The organism is Bradyrhizobium sp. Leo114 (assembly GCF_055229415.2).
On sequence record NZ_JBUYEN020000010.1, the window covers coordinates 1 to 17,904 of the forward strand.

14 protein-coding genes are annotated in these 17,904 nt (G+C 63.3%); 4 read left to right on the forward strand and 10 right to left on the reverse strand.

Features of this window, described 5'->3' with window-relative positions; genetic code table 11:
• Positions 1–223 precede the first annotated feature (223 nt).
• The 3 genes from ACZIRK_RS13825 to ACZIRK_RS13835 all read right to left on the reverse strand — a co-directional run bounded on the left by ACZIRK_RS13825 (position 224) and on the right by ACZIRK_RS13835 (position 3,194).
• On the reverse strand, positions 224–526 hold the full coding sequence (locus ACZIRK_RS13825) for a histone (protein WP_165435455.1): 303 nt from the start codon (positions 524–526) through the stop codon (positions 224–226).
• Positions 527–698: 172 nt separating this feature from the next.
• A complete protein-coding gene (locus ACZIRK_RS13830) occupies positions 699–2,267 on the reverse strand; it encodes an adenylate/guanylate cyclase domain-containing protein (protein WP_463327462.1) in 1,569 nt (522 codons plus the stop codon).
• A 267-nt stretch (positions 2,268–2,534) separates the two neighbouring features.
• Positions 2,535–3,194 carry a peroxiredoxin gene (locus tag ACZIRK_RS13835; RefSeq protein WP_130228757.1) on the reverse strand — a complete coding sequence of 220 codons (660 nt, stop codon included), beginning with the start codon at positions 3,192–3,194 and terminating at the stop codon, positions 2,535–2,537.
• 390 nt (positions 3,195–3,584) lie between these two features.
• Here ACZIRK_RS13835 and ACZIRK_RS13840 point away from each other — a divergent pair, with 390 nt between their 5' ends.
• On the forward strand, positions 3,585–4,157 hold the full coding sequence (locus tag ACZIRK_RS13840) for a hypothetical protein (protein WP_130228756.1): 573 nt from the start codon (positions 3,585–3,587) through the stop codon (positions 4,155–4,157).
• A gap of 35 nt (positions 4,158–4,192) precedes the next feature.
• On the opposite strand, the gene ACZIRK_RS13845 is transcribed toward ACZIRK_RS13840, so the two are convergent.
• The 4 genes from ACZIRK_RS13845 to ACZIRK_RS13860 form a co-directional block, all read right to left on the reverse strand.
• Positions 4,193–6,031: an alkaline phosphatase family protein gene (locus ACZIRK_RS13845; protein WP_130228755.1), complete on the reverse strand. Its 1,839-nt coding sequence runs from the start codon at positions 6,029–6,031 to the stop codon at positions 4,193–4,195.
• 62 nt (positions 6,032–6,093) lie between these two features.
• The gene (locus ACZIRK_RS13850; protein ID WP_463327463.1) at positions 6,094–9,330 is read right to left on the reverse strand and encodes an efflux RND transporter permease subunit; all 3,237 of its coding nucleotides are present in this window, start codon (positions 9,328–9,330) and stop codon (positions 6,094–6,096) included.
• The gene (locus tag ACZIRK_RS13855) at positions 9,323–10,540 is read right to left on the reverse strand and encodes an efflux RND transporter periplasmic adaptor subunit (protein WP_130228753.1); all 1,218 of its coding nucleotides are present in this window, start codon (positions 10,538–10,540) and stop codon (positions 9,323–9,325) included. Before ACZIRK_RS13855 ends, ACZIRK_RS13850 begins: the two co-directional genes overlap by 8 nt.
• 113 nt (positions 10,541–10,653) lie before the next feature.
• Entirely contained in the window at positions 10,654–11,019 is a 366-nt protein-coding gene (locus tag ACZIRK_RS13860) for a hypothetical protein (protein ID WP_130228752.1), read from the reverse strand.
• Positions 11,020–11,268: 249 nt separating this feature from the next.
• Between ACZIRK_RS13860 and ACZIRK_RS13865 the strand changes: the two genes are divergently transcribed.
• Positions 11,269–12,075, forward strand: coding sequence for an ABC transporter substrate-binding protein (locus ACZIRK_RS13865; protein ID WP_463327464.1), 807 nt, complete (start codon positions 11,269–11,271; stop codon positions 12,073–12,075).
• On the opposite strand, the gene ACZIRK_RS13870 is transcribed toward ACZIRK_RS13865, so the two are convergent.
• A complete protein-coding gene (locus tag ACZIRK_RS13870) occupies positions 12,049–12,747 on the reverse strand; it encodes an ABC transporter permease (RefSeq protein WP_028164016.1) in 699 nt (232 codons plus the stop codon). The genes ACZIRK_RS13865 and ACZIRK_RS13870 overlap by 27 nt on opposite strands.
• 242 nt (positions 12,748–12,989) lie before the next feature.
• Between ACZIRK_RS13870 and ACZIRK_RS13875 the strand changes: the two genes are divergently transcribed.
• Positions 12,990–15,704: a bifunctional diguanylate cyclase/phosphodiesterase gene (locus tag ACZIRK_RS13875; RefSeq protein ID WP_463327465.1), complete on the forward strand. Its 2,715-nt coding sequence runs from the start codon at positions 12,990–12,992 to the stop codon at positions 15,702–15,704.
• 11 nt (positions 15,705–15,715) lie between these two features.
• On the opposite strand, the gene ACZIRK_RS13880 is transcribed toward ACZIRK_RS13875, so the two are convergent.
• Positions 15,716–16,282 carry a phosphatase PAP2 family protein gene (locus tag ACZIRK_RS13880; RefSeq protein WP_130228749.1) on the reverse strand — a complete coding sequence of 189 codons (567 nt, stop codon included), beginning with the start codon at positions 16,280–16,282 and terminating at the stop codon, positions 15,716–15,718.
• A gap of 125 nt (positions 16,283–16,407) precedes the next feature.
• Between ACZIRK_RS13880 and ACZIRK_RS13885 the strand changes: the two genes are divergently transcribed.
• The gene (locus tag ACZIRK_RS13885; RefSeq protein WP_130228748.1) at positions 16,408–16,947 is read left to right on the forward strand and encodes a DUF4142 domain-containing protein; all 540 of its coding nucleotides are present in this window, start codon (positions 16,408–16,410) and stop codon (positions 16,945–16,947) included.
• Between the two features lie 10 nt (positions 16,948–16,957).
• Here ACZIRK_RS13885 and ACZIRK_RS13890 read toward each other — a convergent pair whose 3' ends face one another.
• A complete protein-coding gene (locus ACZIRK_RS13890; protein ID WP_130228747.1) occupies positions 16,958–17,863 on the reverse strand; it encodes a DUF6328 family protein in 906 nt (301 codons plus the stop codon).
• Between the last annotated feature and the right edge of the window lie 41 nt (positions 17,864–17,904).

Here is a 17,904-nt window from a genome sequence, read left to right on the forward strand (position 1 = left end):
CCCGCTTGCTTGTTGCGCCCGGCCCCCCCGGCGGCCACCACCCCCCGGTTTCCCCGGCCCCCCTATATTGACCTGGGGGCCACCGACACCCAACACACCGTGATAGAGCCCCACCCAAACCCCAACGCCCAACACAACGGATTAACATATTTCCACCACCACCGCCCCGCGGGCCCGACCGGGGGGACGCCGGGACGACGAGGGGCGAGGGCCGCGGATTTGCTCAGCGCTTCGACTTCTTGGCCTTCTTTTTCTTGGAGGTTTTCTTGGTGGCTTTCTTGGTGGCTTTCTTGGACGTTTTCTTCGGCGCCTTTTTGGCTTTCTTTGCCGACTTCTTGGCGGCCTTCTTGCCGGCCTTCCCGGTCTTCGTCGGTCTCTTCTTCCTGGCCGCCGCTACCTTCTTCGCCACTTTCTTGGCGGTCCTTCGCACCTTCTTCGCGGCTGTCGTGGCGGCTTCGATGGTGGCCGTTGCGGCGGCGCCGAGCGTGTTGGTGACCTCTTCGATTACGGGCTTGTCGTCGTCCATGTCATCCCCCAACAGTTGAACGAGAGCGCAACGATAGCCGGATTCTTGAAAGCGTCAAATCGATGCCGTCATTTGCGCACTGCGCACTGCGCACTTCGGCGTAGTCGGCAAGCGCGATCGCTCTCAGGGACTGATGCCAGGGACCGGCGCTTCGATTGTCGTCCTGTTTTCGCTACTGCGCGGGCGTGGCGCGCCTGCGGTCGAGCGCTGCGAGTGCATCGCTCAGGATCGCCTTGATCCGGTCGATGCCCTGCGGATCGAGCACGGATGGATCAAGGTAGAAATCCAGCCCGGCCGTCCGCTCGACGATGACGTCGCCTTTCGCGGCGTCGTCCAGCACGTTGTCGATGGAATAGGGGATCACCTCGCGGCTGATGCCCTTCATGGTGATCGCGGGCAGCGGGTGGGCCTGGATGATGTCCCTCACCAACGCAAAGGTCTCATAGCTGACCACGATGCCTCCGGGCTCGGCGATCGATTGCAGCCGCGCCGCCAGATTGGCTTCGGCGCCGATGATCGTATAGTCCATCCGGTCCACGCTGCCGAAATTGCCGACATTGCAGTAGCCGGAATTGATGCCCATGCGCGACTTGAAGGGCTGTTCGATGCCGGCGGCGCGCCACTTGGCGTTCAGCTCGAGCAGGCGGCGCTGCATCTTCCAGGCCATCTGGACGCAGGCCTCGGCGTCCGCCCGATCGCCCCTGGTTTCGGGGTCGCCAAAGAAGATCAGCATGGCGTCGCCGATGAACTTGTCGATCGTCCCGCGATGCTGGTGGGCGATCTCGGACATCTCGGTGAAATACTCGTTGAGCAGTTGGGTGATCTGCTCCGGCTGCAGCCGCTCGGTGGTGGCGGTGAAGTTCTGGATGTCCGAGAAGAAGATCGTCAGTTTCTTCCGTTCGGTGTGGATGGTGACGTCCTTCTGGCCGCTGAAGATGCTCTTGTAGATCTGCGGCGGGATGTAGCGGGATATTTTCAGCGACAGCGTCGCGAGGAAATCGTTGTTGGATTCGAGCTCGCGGTTCATGGCCCGGATCTGCCGGGCCTGGCGGCGCTGCATCATCAGGAAGGAGAGGCCGCTGATGCTGGCGAGCGCCAGGTAGGCGAGCAGATATTTGAAGGAGAACAGGTTCGCCGCGATCGGCTGCGTGATCGCGACCTCCTGGATGCCTCGGACATCGCCCACCTTCCAGTCGGTCTTGGGGCTTTCGGGATGCGAGTTGTGGCAACTGACGCAGGCCGGCCCCATGATGACCGGGGCGACGAGCCGGACGCGGTCGCTGAACAGCGATGTCGTCGTGTCGACGATCTTCTGGTCCGGGTTGGTGCGCAGGCTCTGCAGCGAAGCTCTCTCGAACTCATCGAGCTGGTGCGGTGCCCGGTTCTTGAATGGGAAGTCCGAGACGAAGCGGTAGGTGATGTTCTGCTGCTGCTCGCTGATGACTTTCCCGAGTTCGAGCGACAGCGTCGCCGGGATCGGGATCGCGCCCGGGATGGTCTCGTAGTTGTGGACCACCTGGGTCTGGCCGGGATGGGACAATATCCGCCCGACGACGTTCGAGGCGTAATAGGAGCGGACGCTAGAGACGAGCGAATTGAGATCATTGGCCTGCCGCCGGAGCGCGACTTCCGCCAGATTGGTCAGATCGAGCCACACTGCGACCGGAAGGGCAGCGAGCAGCAGTGCAATCAGGAAACCTGTCAGTGCCGCAGAGCGTATCTGTCTGGGATTGCCGTCCATCGCGATGATCCGATTCCCGCCCGTTCGCAGGCTAAACTTCCATCGCAACCATCGCCTGTAAAGCGCGGCGACGAAGCAGCTTTCTTCAAATTGATGCGTAACTGGAGCAACTTGCCGCGGCGGATGAGGGGCGGGGTGCCGGCAGTTGGTGGCGGCCCTGGCTTAGGGGGAGAGGGCAGTCCGGAGGGACAAAATGCAGTTCGGAACGGCTCCATCATGCCCGGCACAAGGCCGGGCATGATGGTCGGATATCGATGGCGCGAGGCGTTACTTCGGCTGCTCGACGATGCGGATATAGGGCTTCGGCGCCTTCCAGCCCTTCGGATAGATCGTCTTGGCTTCGTCGTCGCTGACGGAGCCGGCGATGATGACGTCCTCGCCCTGCTTCCAGTCGGCCGGCGTCGCGACGCGATGCTTGGCGGTGAGCTGCAAGGAGTCGATGACGCGCAGGATCTCCTGGAAGTTCCGGCCGGTGGTCATCGGATAGACCAGCACCAGCTTGATCTTCTTGTCCGGGCCGATGATGAAGACGTTGCGGACGGTCTGATTGTCCGCCGGCGTCCGGACGAGGGGATCGCCCGAGGTGGAGGCGGGCAGCATCTCGTAGAGCTTGGAGACGTTGAAGTCGGTGTCGGCGATCATCGGGTAGTTCGGCGCGGCACCCTGGGTCTCCTTGATGTCTTCGGACCATTTGGCATGGCGGTCGACCGGGTCAACGGAAAGGCCCATCAGCTTGACGCCGCGCTTGTCGAATTCCGGTTTCAGCCTGGCGAGCGCGCCGAGCTCGGTGGTGCAGACCGGGGTGAAGTCCTTGGGATGCGAGAACAAAAGCGCCCAGCTATTGCCGATCCAGTCATGGAATTTAATTTTGCCCTCGGTGGTTTCGGCTTCGAAATCGGGAGCGGTCGCGCCAATGGGAAGTGTCATGGTGTTGCCTCATGCTATTGAAGTGGCTAAAGAATTTTCTGTGCCGGTGTGCGCGCGAGTATAGGCGCTGCAAGGGCTTAAGTGAACCACTGTAGCTAAAAGGTGAAATCATTCTCTTTTGTGACGGAACTTCGAGCAACTTCTTTTGATCGGCCCGCCTGCGGCGAAAAAACCCATAATGCCCGCAAGAGCACGGATTGCCGTGGAATTGCCTTTTATGGTCCCCATCTGCGGGGTCCGATCTGCTAATGGGCTCGAACCGTGACAGCGGTCACAGCGACCAATTGGCAACTATGTACAAATGTCGAAACCCCGGTTTCGAATCGGTAACCACTCGTTTACGCCGGCATGGAAATGCTGGACTGAAATAAGGAACTGAGAAGTCTCGCTATGTCTGCCCCTAGTATCGAGGCGACCGATGTGGTCGCCCTGCAACCGTCCTGCCGTAAGACCGCCGCGCATGCGCTGACCATTGTACGCGATGGCGTGATCACCGGCGAAGGCCCCACCACCAAGGGCCGTATCCATTTTTCCCGAGCGCTCGATGCCGATGACGCCGCCTGGTGCGCGCGCATCCTCACCGCCTCCGCCGTCGCCCACCAGCCGGTGAGCCGGGAGGAGGTCGCGGCGCTGTTCGAGATCAACGAAGCCGCGGCCGACCGCAGCGATGATGGTCGTTTCGACGACCTCTTGGCCAAGGCGGTCGCCCATCACGCCGCTTCGATGTCCGGCCTGCCGGTGCCGCCGCGCACGGTCGCGCTGTCGCCGGACACCGACATCGAGAGCTGGGCGCCCACGCACGCCGGCAATATCGACATCAAGGTGCTGGAGTGGATCGCGAGCCAGATGCGTGGCAAGCGCCGCACCAGCCACGCGCTCGCCGCGATGGTCGCCACGCTGGTCGGCGCCGCGGCGCTGCCGCTGGTGCAGCTCCCGAATGTGCTCGATATTGGGTTGATGTAAATCGCCCGACAGCGAGAAGAGGATCAACGGCGGGGCTATTTCCCCGCCGTTTTCTGTTTGCCGCTCTCGACCTCGAGGCCCAGCGTCCGCCCCGGAAAACCGGCGACGTCGAAATAGCGGGTCGACAGCACGCGCTGGAACTTGATGACGGTGCGCAGCCCGTTGGTGTCCGGCTTCGAGGTGACGGTGCCGTCGGCCATCTTCGGGACGATGCCGTTCGGGATCGCTTCCGACATCACCCGGCCCAGCAGCCCGCCATTGGCGCTGGCGTGGAGGTCCAGGAGCTTGGCGATGGTCATGCCGACGTCGGCGTTGCTGACGGGAAGGGGATCGACATAGCCGGATTTGAAGTCGGGTCCGATCGCTGCCATGAAGTTCAGCGTGTCGCCCCGGCTGAAGCTGCCGTGCATGCCCTGGCCCTGGCGCAGGACCGTGTCGGCGACCTGGACCGAGCAATTGGTCGGCTCTTCGCAGCCCGACGACCAGGAACGAAAATTGACTACGATCGACGGCGTCGGCGTCGCCGCCTTGCCACGAAGGTTGAGCTGGGAGATCGGCAACGTGCCGGGGAAGCGCCCGAGCCGGTCATCGACGAACAGGCCGCTGACATAGTCCTGCTCCAGCAGCGCCTTGATGACGCGCCCAGTGAGCTTCTTGTCCCGGTTCGGCAGATAGATCAGGTCCGACCCCCCATTGGTGGCCACGACGACGTCGGGCTTGGCGGGGTCCTGGCCGAGCACGCCGTTGCCGGCCTTGGGATGGGCGTTGTCTGCGACGCGGGCGTTCTTGTCGTTAGGATCGAACAGCGGCAGGTCCAGCGCCTTGGCCAGATCGATCGCCAGGAAGCCCATCGGCAGGAAATTCTCCGGTGTGTCGTCGTAGGAGATTTTGGCCGCGGGGCTGGTCTTGCTCTCCTTCGAGATCGTTGAGAAGCCATGGTCGGCGGAGACGATGATGTTGGTCGAGGCGGCGAGCCCGAGCTCGTCGAGCGCCTTGCGCAACCGCGCGAGGTTGTCGTCGGCGTTCCTGATCGCGGCCATCGAGGTCGGCCCGTTGATCCCGGGCGTGATCGTGTTGAGGCTGTCGCCGGTGTTGTGCTGGCTGCCATCCGGGTCGCGCGACCAGAACACCAGGACAAACGGCTTGTTGCGCGCCTTGAACATCGGCAGCACGACCTTGGTGGCGACGTCCGCGAAATAGGCCTGCTGGGCGACATTGGCGACCGTGGTGCCGGGTGTCTTGGCGTCGCCGGCCTTGCCATTGTCGCCGCGGCTTGGCGTCGTCAGGGGCAGGTTGGCCTTAGTGAGCGCATCCTTCACCTCCTCGGATACGGGAACGCCATTCTTGCCGCCGGTGGAATCGTCGAAGATGATGGTGTGCTTGCCGCGATCGGTGTGGTCGAACAGCAGCGTCGGGCCGACCTTGCCGATGGCGGCGGTGCTGAAACCCTTCTCGCGCGCCATCTTCAGGATGGTCTCTTCGTTCAGATAGTCGCCGTTGAAGTGATCGTCGATGTCGGCCAGCACCGCGTCATTCTCGATGAAGGGCACAACGGTGTCGCCTGCGGGGGCCGAAGAATAGCCAGTGTAGATGGTGTTGCTGAAGGTACCGGTGTCGCCGAGATAGTGGCCGGTCGACATCGCCGAGCTGTTGGCCATGGTGAAGGTCGGAAACAGCGAATGCGAGTTCTTGAAGTTGACGCCCTTGTCGCGGATACCCGCCATCGCCGGCGCCGTCTGCGGAGTGACGATGCGCGAGCGCAGGCCATCGGGGATGAACAGGATCACGTTACCTGGCGTGCTGTTCTGGGCCGATGCGGCCCCGGCCGCAAGCGTGATCAAGCCTGCCGATAGCAATGTTATTGTGCGGCGCATCTTCATTTCCCCCTGTCAGAAGCGACGATCCTGCGATCGATCGTCGCACCCGTTTAGTTTTGCTATATGACAGAATTGTTACAGGTGGGCTCCTGTGCGTGCTCTGCGACAGGTTTGTCAACGCGCCGTCCGAACCGTGCGTAGAGCGCCGGGAGGACGGCCAGCGTCAGCAGTGTTGCGCTCATCAGGCCGCCGATGACGACGGTCGCCAGCGGCTTTTGTACCTCCGCGCCCGTGCCGGTGGCGAAGGCCATCGGCACGAAGCCGAGCGCCGCCACGAGTGCGGTCATCACGACCGGGCGAAGCCGGGTGAGGGCGCCATTCTCGATGGCCTGCCGCAGCGGCATGCCGTCCTCATGGAGCTTGCGGACCAGGCTCAGCATCACAAGGCCGTTCAGCACGGCGACGCCGGACAGCGCGATGAAGCCGACCGCCGCTGAGATCGAGAACGGCATGCCGCGAAGCCAGAGCGCGGCGATGCCGCCGGTGAGTGCGAGCGGCACGGCGCTGAACACCACCAGCGCATCGCGCGCCGATCCCGTGGCCGCCAGCAGCAAGAGGAAGATCAATGCAAAGCACGCCGGCACGACGATGCCGAGCCTCTGCCGGGCCGCGGCCAGATTCTCGAACTGTCCGCCCCAGCTCGTCCAGTAGCCCGGCGGCAGCTTGACCTGCTGGCCGACCTTGGCCTGGGCTTCCGCGACCACCGAGCCGAGGTCACGGCCGCGCACGTTGGCGGTGATGACGATGCGGCGCTTGCCGTTCTCGCGGCTGATCTGGTTCGGCCCCTCGGTGAAGGAGAAGCGCGCCAATCGATTGAGTGGCAGGCTCTGGACCGGGGCGTTGGGCGTTGCCTTCGGCAGCGCCACGGGAAGGTTGCCGAGCGCCTCGAGGTCGGATCGCAACGCTTCCGGCAGCCTTACGACGATGTCGAAGCGGCGGTCGCCCTCGAACACGACGCCTGCGTCCTGGCCGCCCACCGCGGCGCCGATCACATCCTGCACCGCCGCCGCGCTCAGACCGCGACGGGCGATCGCGGCGCGGTCGACCTTGATATCGAGGACAGGAAGGCCGCCGGCCTGCTCCACCTTCACGTCCGTCGCTCCATGCACCGAGCGCAGGACCGAGGCCACTTCGTTGGCCGCTTTCAGCATCGGCTCGAACTCGTCGCCGAACACCTTGACGGCGATGTCGCCGCGAACGCCGGCCAGAAGCTCGTTGAAGCGCATCTGGATAGGCTGGGTGAATTCATAGACGTTTCCGGGCACGCGATTGACGGAGCTTGCGATCTGCTCGACCAGTTCCTCCTTCGTCATCGACGGATCCGGCCATTGATCGCGCGGCTTGAGCATGATGAAGGTGTCGGACGCGTTCGGCGGCATCGGGTCGCTCGCGACCTCGGCCGTTCCGGTCTTGGAGAAGACGAAGGCGACCTGCGGCAAACGGCTGACGGCGTTCTCGACCGCAAGCTGCATCGCCTGCGATTGCGACAGCGCGGTGCTGGGAATCCGCAGCGCATGCATGGCGATGTTCTTCTCGTCCAGCGACGGGATGAACTCCTGCCCGAGGCGCGCGAAGCCAGCGAGTGCGACCGCAAACAGCACTGCAGCCGTTGCGATGACGGGCAGCGGGGCGGCAATCGCATAGCGCAACAGCGCCCGGTACAGGTGCTTCAAGGCGCTGACGAGCCTGCCTTCATGCTCCTGTACGCGTCCCGTGACGGCAATGGCAATCGCTGCGGGAACGAGCGTCAGCGACAGAACGAATGCCGATGCCAATGCCAGGATCACGGTCACGGCCATCGGCGTGAACATCTTGCCTTCGATGCCGGTGAAGGTGAGGAGCGGCACGTAAACCAGGAGGATGATGGCCTGCCCGTAGAGGCTCGGGCGGATCATCTCGACCGCGGAGGCGCGCACGGTGGCCAGCCGCTCGTCGCGGGAGAGGGGACGCCCAAGGTCGCGCTGCCGCTCCGCCAGATGGCGCAGGCCGTTCTCGGTGATGATGACGGCGCCATCGACGATCAGGCCGAAATCGAGTGCGCCCAAGCTCATCAGATTGGCGCTGATGCGGCCCTGCCACATGCCGATGGCAGTCATCAGCATCGCCACGGGGATCACCAGCGCGGTGATCAGCGCTGCGCGAAAATTGCCCAGTAGGACAAACAGCACAGCAACGACCAGCAGTGCGCCCTCGCTCAGGTTGGTCGCAACCGTTCTGACGGTGGCATCGACCAGCTGGGTGCGGTCGAGCACGGTCTTGACCTCGACACCCGGCGGCAGTGTCGGCGCGATCTCGCGCAGTCGCGCATCGACCGCCGACGACACGGTGCGGCTGTTGGCGCCGATCAGCATCAGCGCCGTGCCGACCACCACCTCGTGGCCGTTCTCGCTGGCACTGCCGGTCCGGCTTTCGCCGCCGATCGTGACGGTGGCGATATCGCGGATCCGCACCGGAATGCCGCCGCGCGTAGTGACGACGATGGTGCCGAGTTCCTCCATGTTCTCGATGCGACCGCCGGAGCGCACGACGAATCCCTCGCCGTTCTTTTCGATATAGCGCGCGCCGCGGCTGACATTGTTGGCCTCGATCGCGTTCGCAACATCGGCAAAGGTCAAGCCGAGCGCGATCAGCTTCGCCGCATCCGGGTGGACCTGGTACTGCTTGAGATAGCCGCCGATCGTATCGACGCCGGCAACGCCGGGCACGGTCTTGATCTGCGGCCGGATGATCCAGTCCTGCACCGTGCGCAAATAGGCGTTCTTCTCGATGTCGCCTTTGAGCCGCGCCCCGTCGCTGGTGACAAAGCTTCCGTCCCGTTGCAGGCCCGGCGCGCCGTCGGCTTCGACCGGTTTGTCGGCGAAGCGGACGGTCCACATGTAGATCTCGCCGAGCCCGGTCGAGATCGGACCGATCCGCGGCTCGATGCCTTGCGGCAGGCGTGCGCGAACCTCGGTGAGGCGTTCGGTGACCTGCTGACGCGCGAAGTAGATATCGGTCGATTCGCTGAAGACCGCGGTCACCTGCGAAAAGCCGTTGCGCGACAGCGAGCGGGTGCTCTCGAGGCCGGGCGCGCCGGCGAGCGCCGTCTCGACGGGAAAGGTGACCTGCTTCTCGATCTCGAGCGGCGACAGCGCGTGGGCCGCGGTGTTGATCTGCACCTGCTTGTTGGTGATGTCGGGCACCGCGTCGATCGATACCCTCGTCAACGCAAAGCCGCCGAGCGCCATGACGACGGCGCAGAGCGCAACGACCACCCAGCGGCGGTGAACGGAGAAGCCGATGATCGCCTCAATCATGGCCATGCTCCGCTTCGGCCTTTTCCAGTTCAGCTTTGAGCGTGAACGTGTTGGCGACGGCGATCGTCTCTCCCGGAGCAAGGCCGCTCACGATCTCGACGTCGTCATCATCCTCGCGACCGGTACGCACCTGTCGCGCCTCAAACCCTTCGGCGTCGCGCACGAATATCGTGGCGTTGCCCTTGACGGTCTGAAGCGCTTTCTTCGAGACGATGACCTTGGAGGGCTCGCCGCCGAGTGGCACTTCCGCCGTGACGAAAGTGCCGGGCCTCCATCGGTGATCCCGGTTCGGCAGAGTCGCGATGACGCGGGCGTTGCGGGTCTCGCGATCGAGCAGGGGGCTGACAAAGATCACCCGCGCCACCGCTTCGTCGTCGCTACCGATGGCGCGGATCGTGACCAGACCGCCCTCGCGCACGGCGGCGATGTCTTCCGGGGAGACCGCGAGATCGACCCAGATATCATCGAGATTGACGATGACGAACAGTTCGCTTTCCTGGCCCTCGCGGCCGATCAGCCCGCCGAGGTCGACGCGCCGCTCGGAGACGCGGCCTGAGATCGGCGCACGCAAATATTGCTCGCGCAGGCTTTCCGGCGGCTGGTTCGGGAGATCGGCGATCTCCTGTTCGGACAGACCCAGCGCGAACAGCTTTTGCCTGGCGCCGTCGAGTTTGATCCGTGCGTCATTGGCCGTGAGCTGGGTCCGCAGGAATTCGTTTTCCGACATGGCCCGGCTTTCGGCCAAGCTCTTTTGTCTGTTGTAGAGCGTCTGCTGCAGATCGTTGGTCAGCCGCGCGGCGAGGTATTCGCTCTTGGCGTCCGCCACCTCACGGCTTTCGATGACGGCGACGATCTCACCTTTTTCGACGCTGTCGCCGAGGCGCTTGCGCAGTTCGGCGACCGTTGCCAGCACGCGTACGGAGACGCGGCCGACGTGGTCGGCGTCGGGAATAAGCGAGCCTGGCGCCAGGAAATGGCGTCTGAGCGTACCGCCCGCAACCGGTGCCAGCCTGATGCCGGCATCGCTGATCTGCTCCTCGCTCAGCACGATGCGCTCGGTGCCGTGATCCTCGCTTTCGGCTTTTGCTGTCCCGGTCGTCGCCGCTTCCGGTTGCGCTGGCGTTCCCGACAGCGGCCAATGCGACCAAACCGTGATGCCCAGGCCGCTGCCGATGATGATGCCGGCAACGAAAAGAAGAATCCGTCTCATATATGCCTTCCCGCCGCGCGCGGGTCCGAGCCCGGCGCTGCTGCCATAGCCATGCGTGCAAGTTGGGCGCGCTGCCGGGAGGCAGCGCGGCCGGATCGGTCATGCCGATCGGATCAGGCGCGGGGTGGCTTGAAGGGAGAGATCGGTTCGGCCGCTTCGGGGGCACGTATGGCAAGGAAGCGATAGGCGTGCGCGGTATACTCGATCGTGATCGACGTCTCCTGTGTCGCCACGGTCGATACGTGGGTCAAGCAATGATCGCCATGGGGGAATGCTGGATGGACGGGAGCCTTGTCGGTGGCATCACCGGCGAGTTGCGCGATCGACAGTGCCGGCACTGTATCGTCGCTGTCGAAGCCGAGACCGTGAAAGAAGGACAGCACGAGCGCTAGCGAGATCAGTCCCGCAAGCAGGCTGCGCCACCGGCGCGACGAGGCCCTGCGGGTCGAAGAATCCGGTGCGGCGAAGCGAGAGTCCATGCCATTAGTTAGCGCCGCCCCGGTACCGATTCAAGTCAGCAGAGTGCTGAATGCTATAACGTTATGCTTTCGCCGGCGGCCGCTTGTTCCTTGTGACCCCGAACATGACGGCGCGACGACGGAGTCGCGCAGTTAGGGGCATTGTAAAAGCCGAGCCTCCGATCGCTGCGGCGGATCGCCTCGCTTATGGTCGGGCAGGCTGAGATGAAGTAGAACTTCGTAGACAGCCGGCTTGGCGGAGGTGGGGAAATGCTCGCACGAATCGTGGTCGCAACTCTTCTCATGATCTCCAGCGCGTTCGCGCAGGAGCGCTCAATCACGGTGGCATCGACGACATCGACCGAGCAATCCGGGCTGTTCGGTTTCCTCTTGCCGCGCTTTACGGCGGCAACCGGGATCGGTGTCAAGGTCGTCGCGGTCGGCACCGGCCAGGCGCTCGACATCGGACGGCGAGGCGATGCCGACGTGGTGTTCGTGCATGATCGCCCGGCGGAGGAGAAGTTCCTGGCCGAAGGATTTGGCGTCAAGCGCCAGGACGTGATGTACAACGATTTCGTGGTGATCGGGCCAAAGACCGATCCGGCGCATATTGCCGGCGGTAAGGACGTCACGGAAGCGCTGAAAAAGATCGCCGCCGCGAAGGCGACCTTCGTCTCGCGTGGCGACCGCTCCGGCACGCACCAGGCCGAATTGCGGCTATGGAAGGAGGCGGGCATCGACATCGCGACGGCGAAGGGATCCTGGTATCGCGAGATCGGGCAGGGCATGGGGCCCGCACTCAACATGGCCGCATCCGACAATGCCTATGTGCTCTCCGATCGCGGCACTTGGCTGTCGTTCAAGAAGCGCGGCGATCTCGCGATCCTGACCGAGGGCGACCGGCGCCTGTTCAACCAATATGGCGTGATGCTGGTCAATCCGGCCAAGCACCCGACCGTGAAAGCCAAGGATGGCCAGGCCTTCGTCGACTGGCTGATCTCCGCCGAGGGACAGAAGGTGATCGCCGACTACAAGGTCGGGGGCGAGCAGCTATTTTTCCCCAACGCGTCCGACTAGCAGGAACGCGACCGTGCTGACGGTCACGCTGAGGCCGAGCAGGATCAGGCCGAGCCCGAGCGCGAGTGGCAACTCGCCCTTGCTGGTTTCCAGCGCGATCGCAGTCGTCATGGTCCGGGTGTAGCTGCGGATATTGCCTCCGACGATGATGATGGCGCCGACTTCGGCGATGGCGCGGCCGAACGCGGCGAGGAACGCGGTCAACAGCGAGGCGCGGCCAAGCGACGACAACAGCGCCATGCTGCGCAGACGCGACATGCCATCGGTGCGCATGAGGTCGGCATATTCCGCCCACAATAGCGAGACCGGACGGTGCACGAGTGCGACCACGATCGGCGTGGCGAGGATCGTCTGCGCGACAATCATGGCGCTCGGCGTGAAGAGCAGTCCGGCAAAGCCGAGCGGACCGGAACGCGACAGCAGGAGGTAAAGCGCCAGTCCGACCACCACGGGCGGCAGGCCGAGCATGGCGTTCACCAGCACGATCGTGGCCTGCCTGCCCTGAAACCGGCTAATCGCGAGCAGGACGCCGAGGGGGGCGCCGATCAGCAGCGCCAGCAGGCTCGCCGTCAGGCTGACGCGCAACGATAGCAGGACGATGCCGATCAGCTCAGCGTCAAGACTGGCGATCAGCGAGAGCGCCGTTGCCACCGATTGCGTGAAATCATTCATCCTGCTGCGCGCTTGGCCGCCCCGGTGAGATCGCCCGAATGAAGATTGCCGGCTGCCACCATCCAGCAAACACCTAAATCTCTCATAAACTGCGTAACGTCCAATACCGCACAAGCGATGTTGCGCGGTCGAAATCTGGTAACACTCAGAAACAAAGTTCCATGTTAACCGGCTGATAACTCATTTTCCTAACGCCCTCTTGGGTTGTGTCTCCTACAACAAGCGCTTGTAGGGGCAGGGAAATGTCAGACAGCTCGGCCAAGAGCGATATCTTGCAGAGCCGGTGGTGGCCGAAATGGGCCGCCGCGGCGCCAGCGCGATTGAGCGCAATTCAGTGGCTCGTGCTGTGCGCGGCTGCGCTCGTGGCCGCGATCGGGCTCGGCACAGGGTACCTGGCGCTGCAATTCCGGGAGCGCGCGCTCGATCTTGCCGAACGCGAACTCTCCAACACGGCGCTGCTGCTGTCCCGCCATTTCGATCAGCAGCTCTCCGATCTCCAGCACGTGCACGATGATGTCGTCGCCAACATGCGGGCGGACGGGGTCGATACGGCCGATCAGTTCGAAAAGGTGATGTCACTGCTGAGTGCGCACGAAATGCTGCGCACCAGGCTTGCGGCGCTGCCGCATGTTGGTGGTCTCAATCTGTTCAATGCCGAGGGATGGCTGATTAATTCCTCCGAGATGTGGCCGGTGCCCGACCTCAATGTCAGGGATCGGCGATATTTCAGGGAGTTCACCTCCGGCAAGCCGACGCCGGATGTCATCGTCGAGCCCGCCGTGAGCCGCGTCACGGGCAAGTGGACGACGCTGTTCGCCCGCAAGATTGTCGACGGTAATGGCGCCATCATCGGCTTTTCCAGCCGGGGCGTCGAGCCCAGCCAGTTCGAGGATTTCGTCGCCTCTCTGGCGCTGAGTGGCGACACAATCATCTCAATGATCCATCGCGACGGCACGGTGATCGCCCGCTACCCCAAGGATGACGGGGCGGTCGGCAAGAGCGTAGCCGGTCTCCGGCCATTCCAGAAGGCGCTGACGCTTGACGGGAATATCTCGGGGCGCTTCAGCAACGAAGATGCCGAAGACAAGATCGGGGCAGTTCGACCGCTCACTCATTTTCCGATCCTGATCGTTGCCACGACCAAGACCTCGACCGCGCTCGCCAACTGGCGGGCGCAGACGAAACTGCAGTTCAGCGCTGCGATCCTGGCGATCGTCGTCGTCATCGTCACGATCTTCCCGATCGTGAGACAACTGCAGCGACAGCATGAGGCCGCGCGCCAGAAGCTATCGGAGAAGAGCCTTCATCTCGACACCGCCATCAACAACATGACCCAGGGGCTGTTGCTGTTCGATGCGTCGGGCCGGCTCGTGGTCTGCAATCAGCGCTATCTCGATATGCTCGGCGTATCGCCTGACGTCGCCAAGCCCGGATGCTACCTGCGCGATCTCGTGCTGCACCGTCAGGCGATCGGATCCTTTATCGGCGATGTCGACGAATATTGCGCGCACTTCATCGGACCCAACAGCAGCGAGATCGGCGAACGCCATTTCTCGACGCAGGACGGGCGAATTATCCGAATGATCTTCAAACATTCACCGGACGGGGGTTGGGCCACGACATTCGAGGACGTGACCGAGCGGCGCCGTGTCGAGGCGAAGATCGAACATCTCGCCCATTACGATCCGCTGACCAATTTGCCGAACCGGACGCTGTTCCAGCGCCACGCCGAAGGCTTGCTGCTCGAAACAGCCGATGTGCAGTTCGCGATCCTCTATATCGATATCGACGAGTTCAAGCGCATCAACGATTCGCTCGGCCATCTGATCGGTGATGAGTTCCTCAGAGGTGTCGCCGAACTGTTGCGGCAGTCGATCGGACCGGAGGATTTCATCGCGCGTCTCGGCGGGGACGAGTTCGCTATCGTTCAACGCGGCATCACGGCCGATGGCGATGTCAGCGCGCTGGTTGAACGGATCTATCAGGCGCTGCGGACGCCATTCGATTGCCACGGCCATCACTTGTCCGGCGACGCCAGCATTGGCATCGCGGTCGCGCCGCGGGATGGTACCGATCTGCTCGGCTTGCTGAAACGCGCGGACCTTGCGATGTACGCAGCCAAGGCTGCCGGTCGCCGCACCCACCGTTTCTTCGAGCCGGAAATGGAGAAGGAGGCCAAGCTTCGCCGCGAGCTCGAAGCCGATCTGCGCACTGCGCTGGTCGAGGGCGGGTTTGAAATCCATTACCAGCCGCTCGTCGACCTGCGCAGCGACGAGGTGACCGGCTGCGAGGCGCTGGTGCGCTGGCGGCATCCGGTGCGCGGCATGGTATCGCCGGCCGAATTCATTCCGGTCGCGGAGGAGACGGGCCTGATCGAGGAGATCGGGCAGTGGGTGCTGCGGACCGCCTGCACTGAGGCTGCCACCTGGCCCGCCCATGTGCGGGTGGCGGTCAACGTATCGCCAATTCAGTTCAAGTCGGATGCGTTGTCGTTGAAGGTCGCAGCGGCATTGGCCGAGAGCGGGCTCGATCCGCGCCGCCTCGAGCTCGAAATCACCGAGGCCGTGCTGATCGCGGACGATGATGCCGCGCTGATCGCACTCAACCAGCTCCGCGCGCTCGGCGTCCACATCGCGCTGGATGATTTCGGAACCGGCTATTCCTCGCTGCAATATCTGCAGCGTTTCCCGTTCGACAAGATCAAGATCGACCGCAGCTTCGTCAAGGAAGTCACCCGCAACAGCTCGTCGGCGTCGATCATTCGCGCGGTGGTGAGCATCGCGGCCGACCGCGATATGATCACGACGGCGGAGGGCGTCGAAACCGAGCAGCAGCGTGACACCGTGCACATGCTGGGATGTACCCAGATGCAGGGCTATCTGTTCAGTGCGGCGCGCACTGCACAGGATATCCGCAGGATGCTGGCGGCCGAAGCCGAGGTGGAAGACGCTGCCTGATCGGCGATATTTCAGGGTTTGCGCCGATCCATGCCGTAGCCTGTGATGGGACGCAACAGCCGTTCGGTCAGCGCGCCGATCGCAAGGCCGGCAACGACATCGCTCAGCCAATGCGCAAGCAGGACGACGCGTGTCAGCACCAGGCCTCCACCGATCGCCCATACCACGTTGCGCTTTGCCGGCGGAAGCACGGTTGCGGCTGAGGCGATCGCACCGACGTGAATCGCATGGCCGGACGGAAAGGCGTCCTCGGGCTTGCCGGAGAACGGCACGCCATGAAGGTGACCTCGGGCTGTCCGTCGATCGGGGCGCTCCTGGTCGAATACCGTTTTCAGCACGTGGGGCAGGATAGTCGCGACGATCGTGGTCAGGAGGATGTGGTTGCTGTTGCGGCGCTGCTTCGCGTCCTTGTCGCGAGAATAAAGCCACCAGCCCAACGCAAGCGCGCTGAGCACGTGCTCATCCGCGCCCCAGGTCAGGACCTCGGCGACCCGCTCGGCTGTCGGCGTTGTGTATTCCGATACGGTGTCGGCGATTGCCTTATCAGCACGGGTTGGCTGCACCCGGAAAAGCGCCATCGGATTCTCCCTTCGAGAGTACAAACCTTTGACGGCCGTGATGGTTTCGCGGGCGCACCCGCGCATAGGAACGAAAATTTCGGCCACGAGTTTGCCGCTCACGATCCCGAGGAGAGGCAAGCACCATGAAAAGATCGATCGTGGTGACGGCGGTTGCCGTCGCTCTTATTTCCACCTCGGCAGCCGCGCAATCGGTCGGCGAGAAGACCGGCGTCAATTCGGTACTGGGCGTCGCTCCCTCGACGGCCGATTTCGTCAAGGAAGCGGCGACCAGCGATATGCTGGAGATCGAGGCAGGCAAGATCGCCGAGCAGAAGGGCAATGCGGAAGAGAAGAAATTCGCGTCCCAGATGATCGCCGATCACACCAAGACCAGCAGCGAGCTGAAGGGGCTGGTCACGAGCGGCGAGGGCGTGCCGATTCCATCGGGCTTGGATTCATCCTCGCAAAGCAAGCTCGACAAGCTGCGCGACACCAAACCGGAGAACTTTGCAAGCCAATATAACCCGATGCAGGTGAGCGCGCACAAGGATGCGGTGTCGCTGTTCGAACGCTACGCCAAGAGCGGCGACAATCCGAAGCTGAAGGATTGGGCCGGCAAGACGCTGCCGACGCTGCGGCACCATCTCGAGATGGCGGAGGCGCTGGACAAGAATCGCAAGTGACGCCGCGGCGTCACGCCTTGCGCTGGTGGCGCGTCCATCGCACGATCAGCGGCAGAGCGTACCAGAATCCGATCAGGACGAGAAAACTCGCCGCCGCGTAAGTGGCGGCGAGTTCGCTATTGGTGAATTTGCGGAGCACGACGTAGCTCTCTGCGGCTATGCCCGCGGCCAGAAACAGCGGCGCCGCTGTCACCAGCGCGGAGGCTGTGCGCAGAAATCTCGGAGAATCTGCGCCGCCATAGGAGAGCCGGTGCAGGGCGGCTGGCGTCATCAGGAGGATGACGTTCACGGCGACGAGGCCGAGCGCGACGGCATGCACGATCTTTGCCGTCTGCGGCATCTCATCAAATCCAGCGGTAAGCATGGCGATGAATTGAAAGCCGAACAGGGCCTGTGCGCCGGGGATGATGACCCGCGCTTCGGTCAGCAGTTGCTCGACTTTTGTCGCGAGCGGGGTTGTTCCTCCTGAATCGGGCATTGGTGTTCTCTCCCGGTGAAACAGCTCCAATCCGAACCACGCAAAGCTTGATGCGAGTATCAGCGCGAGTCCGCTGGTGGTACCGGCGAACCAGCCGAAATGTCGTTCGATCACGACATAGGCGGCAACGCCAAGGCTCAAGGAGAAGGGAACCAGGCCGGCGGTCGCGTACAAAGACGTCGCGTGGACGAGGCGCTTCGACGATGAACCTCCCTCGACCATCCGGTGTTCCATCGAGGGGATGATCAGGAGCCCCAGCGAAAGCGTCAGCAGCGCAAGCCCAACGGCGCAGAGCATTTTCGACGCGGAGGAGAGCGATGGAAAGCCGGTCTGGAAGAAGGCCTGGAATTGAAATCCGAGCAGGACCTGGATGCCGAGGACAAGCAGACGAGTTTCGTCAAGCGCCGTCTTGACCATGCGGTCCAGCTTCTCGGACATCCTGGCCGCACTCCTTTCTCGCCGCGCCGGAACCGTCGCCG

Excerpts from the sequence above, each read along its gene's own strand:
- ACZIRK_RS13890 (WP_130228747.1), bottom strand. The coding sequence starts at position 17,863 with ATGTCCGAGAAGCTGGACCGCATGGTCAAGACGGCGCTTGACGAAACT.
- ACZIRK_RS13885 (WP_130228748.1), top strand. The coding sequence starts at position 16,408 with ATGAAAAGATCGATCGTGGTGACGGCGGTTGCCGTCGCTCTTATTTCC.
- ACZIRK_RS13825 (WP_165435455.1), bottom strand. The coding sequence starts at position 526 with ATGGACGACGACAAGCCCGTAATCGAAGAGGTCACCAACACGCTCGGC.
- ACZIRK_RS13880 (WP_130228749.1), bottom strand. The coding sequence starts at position 16,282 with ATGGCGCTTTTCCGGGTGCAGCCAACCCGTGCTGATAAGGCAATCGCC.
- ACZIRK_RS13855 (WP_130228753.1), bottom strand. The coding sequence starts at position 10,540 with ATGAGACGGATTCTTCTTTTCGTTGCCGGCATCATCATCGGCAGCGGC.
- ACZIRK_RS13870 (WP_028164016.1), bottom strand. The coding sequence starts at position 12,747 with ATGAATGATTTCACGCAATCGGTGGCAACGGCGCTCTCGCTGATCGCC.
- ACZIRK_RS13830 (WP_463327462.1), bottom strand. The coding sequence starts at position 2,267 with ATGGACGGCAATCCCAGACAGATACGCTCTGCGGCACTGACAGGTTTC.
- ACZIRK_RS13835 (WP_130228757.1), bottom strand. The coding sequence starts at position 3,194 with ATGACACTTCCCATTGGCGCGACCGCTCCCGATTTCGAAGCCGAAACC.
- ACZIRK_RS13840 (WP_130228756.1), top strand. The coding sequence starts at position 3,585 with ATGTCTGCCCCTAGTATCGAGGCGACCGATGTGGTCGCCCTGCAACCG.
- ACZIRK_RS13850 (WP_463327463.1), bottom strand. The coding sequence starts at position 9,330 with ATGATTGAGGCGATCATCGGCTTCTCCGTTCACCGCCGCTGGGTGGTC.
- ACZIRK_RS13865 (WP_463327464.1), top strand. The coding sequence starts at position 11,269 with ATGCTCGCACGAATCGTGGTCGCAACTCTTCTCATGATCTCCAGCGCG.
- ACZIRK_RS13860 (WP_130228752.1), bottom strand. The coding sequence starts at position 11,019 with ATGGACTCTCGCTTCGCCGCACCGGATTCTTCGACCCGCAGGGCCTCG.
- ACZIRK_RS13875 (WP_463327465.1), top strand. The coding sequence starts at position 12,990 with ATGTCAGACAGCTCGGCCAAGAGCGATATCTTGCAGAGCCGGTGGTGG.
- ACZIRK_RS13845 (WP_130228755.1), bottom strand. The coding sequence starts at position 6,031 with ATGCGCCGCACAATAACATTGCTATCGGCAGGCTTGATCACGCTTGCG.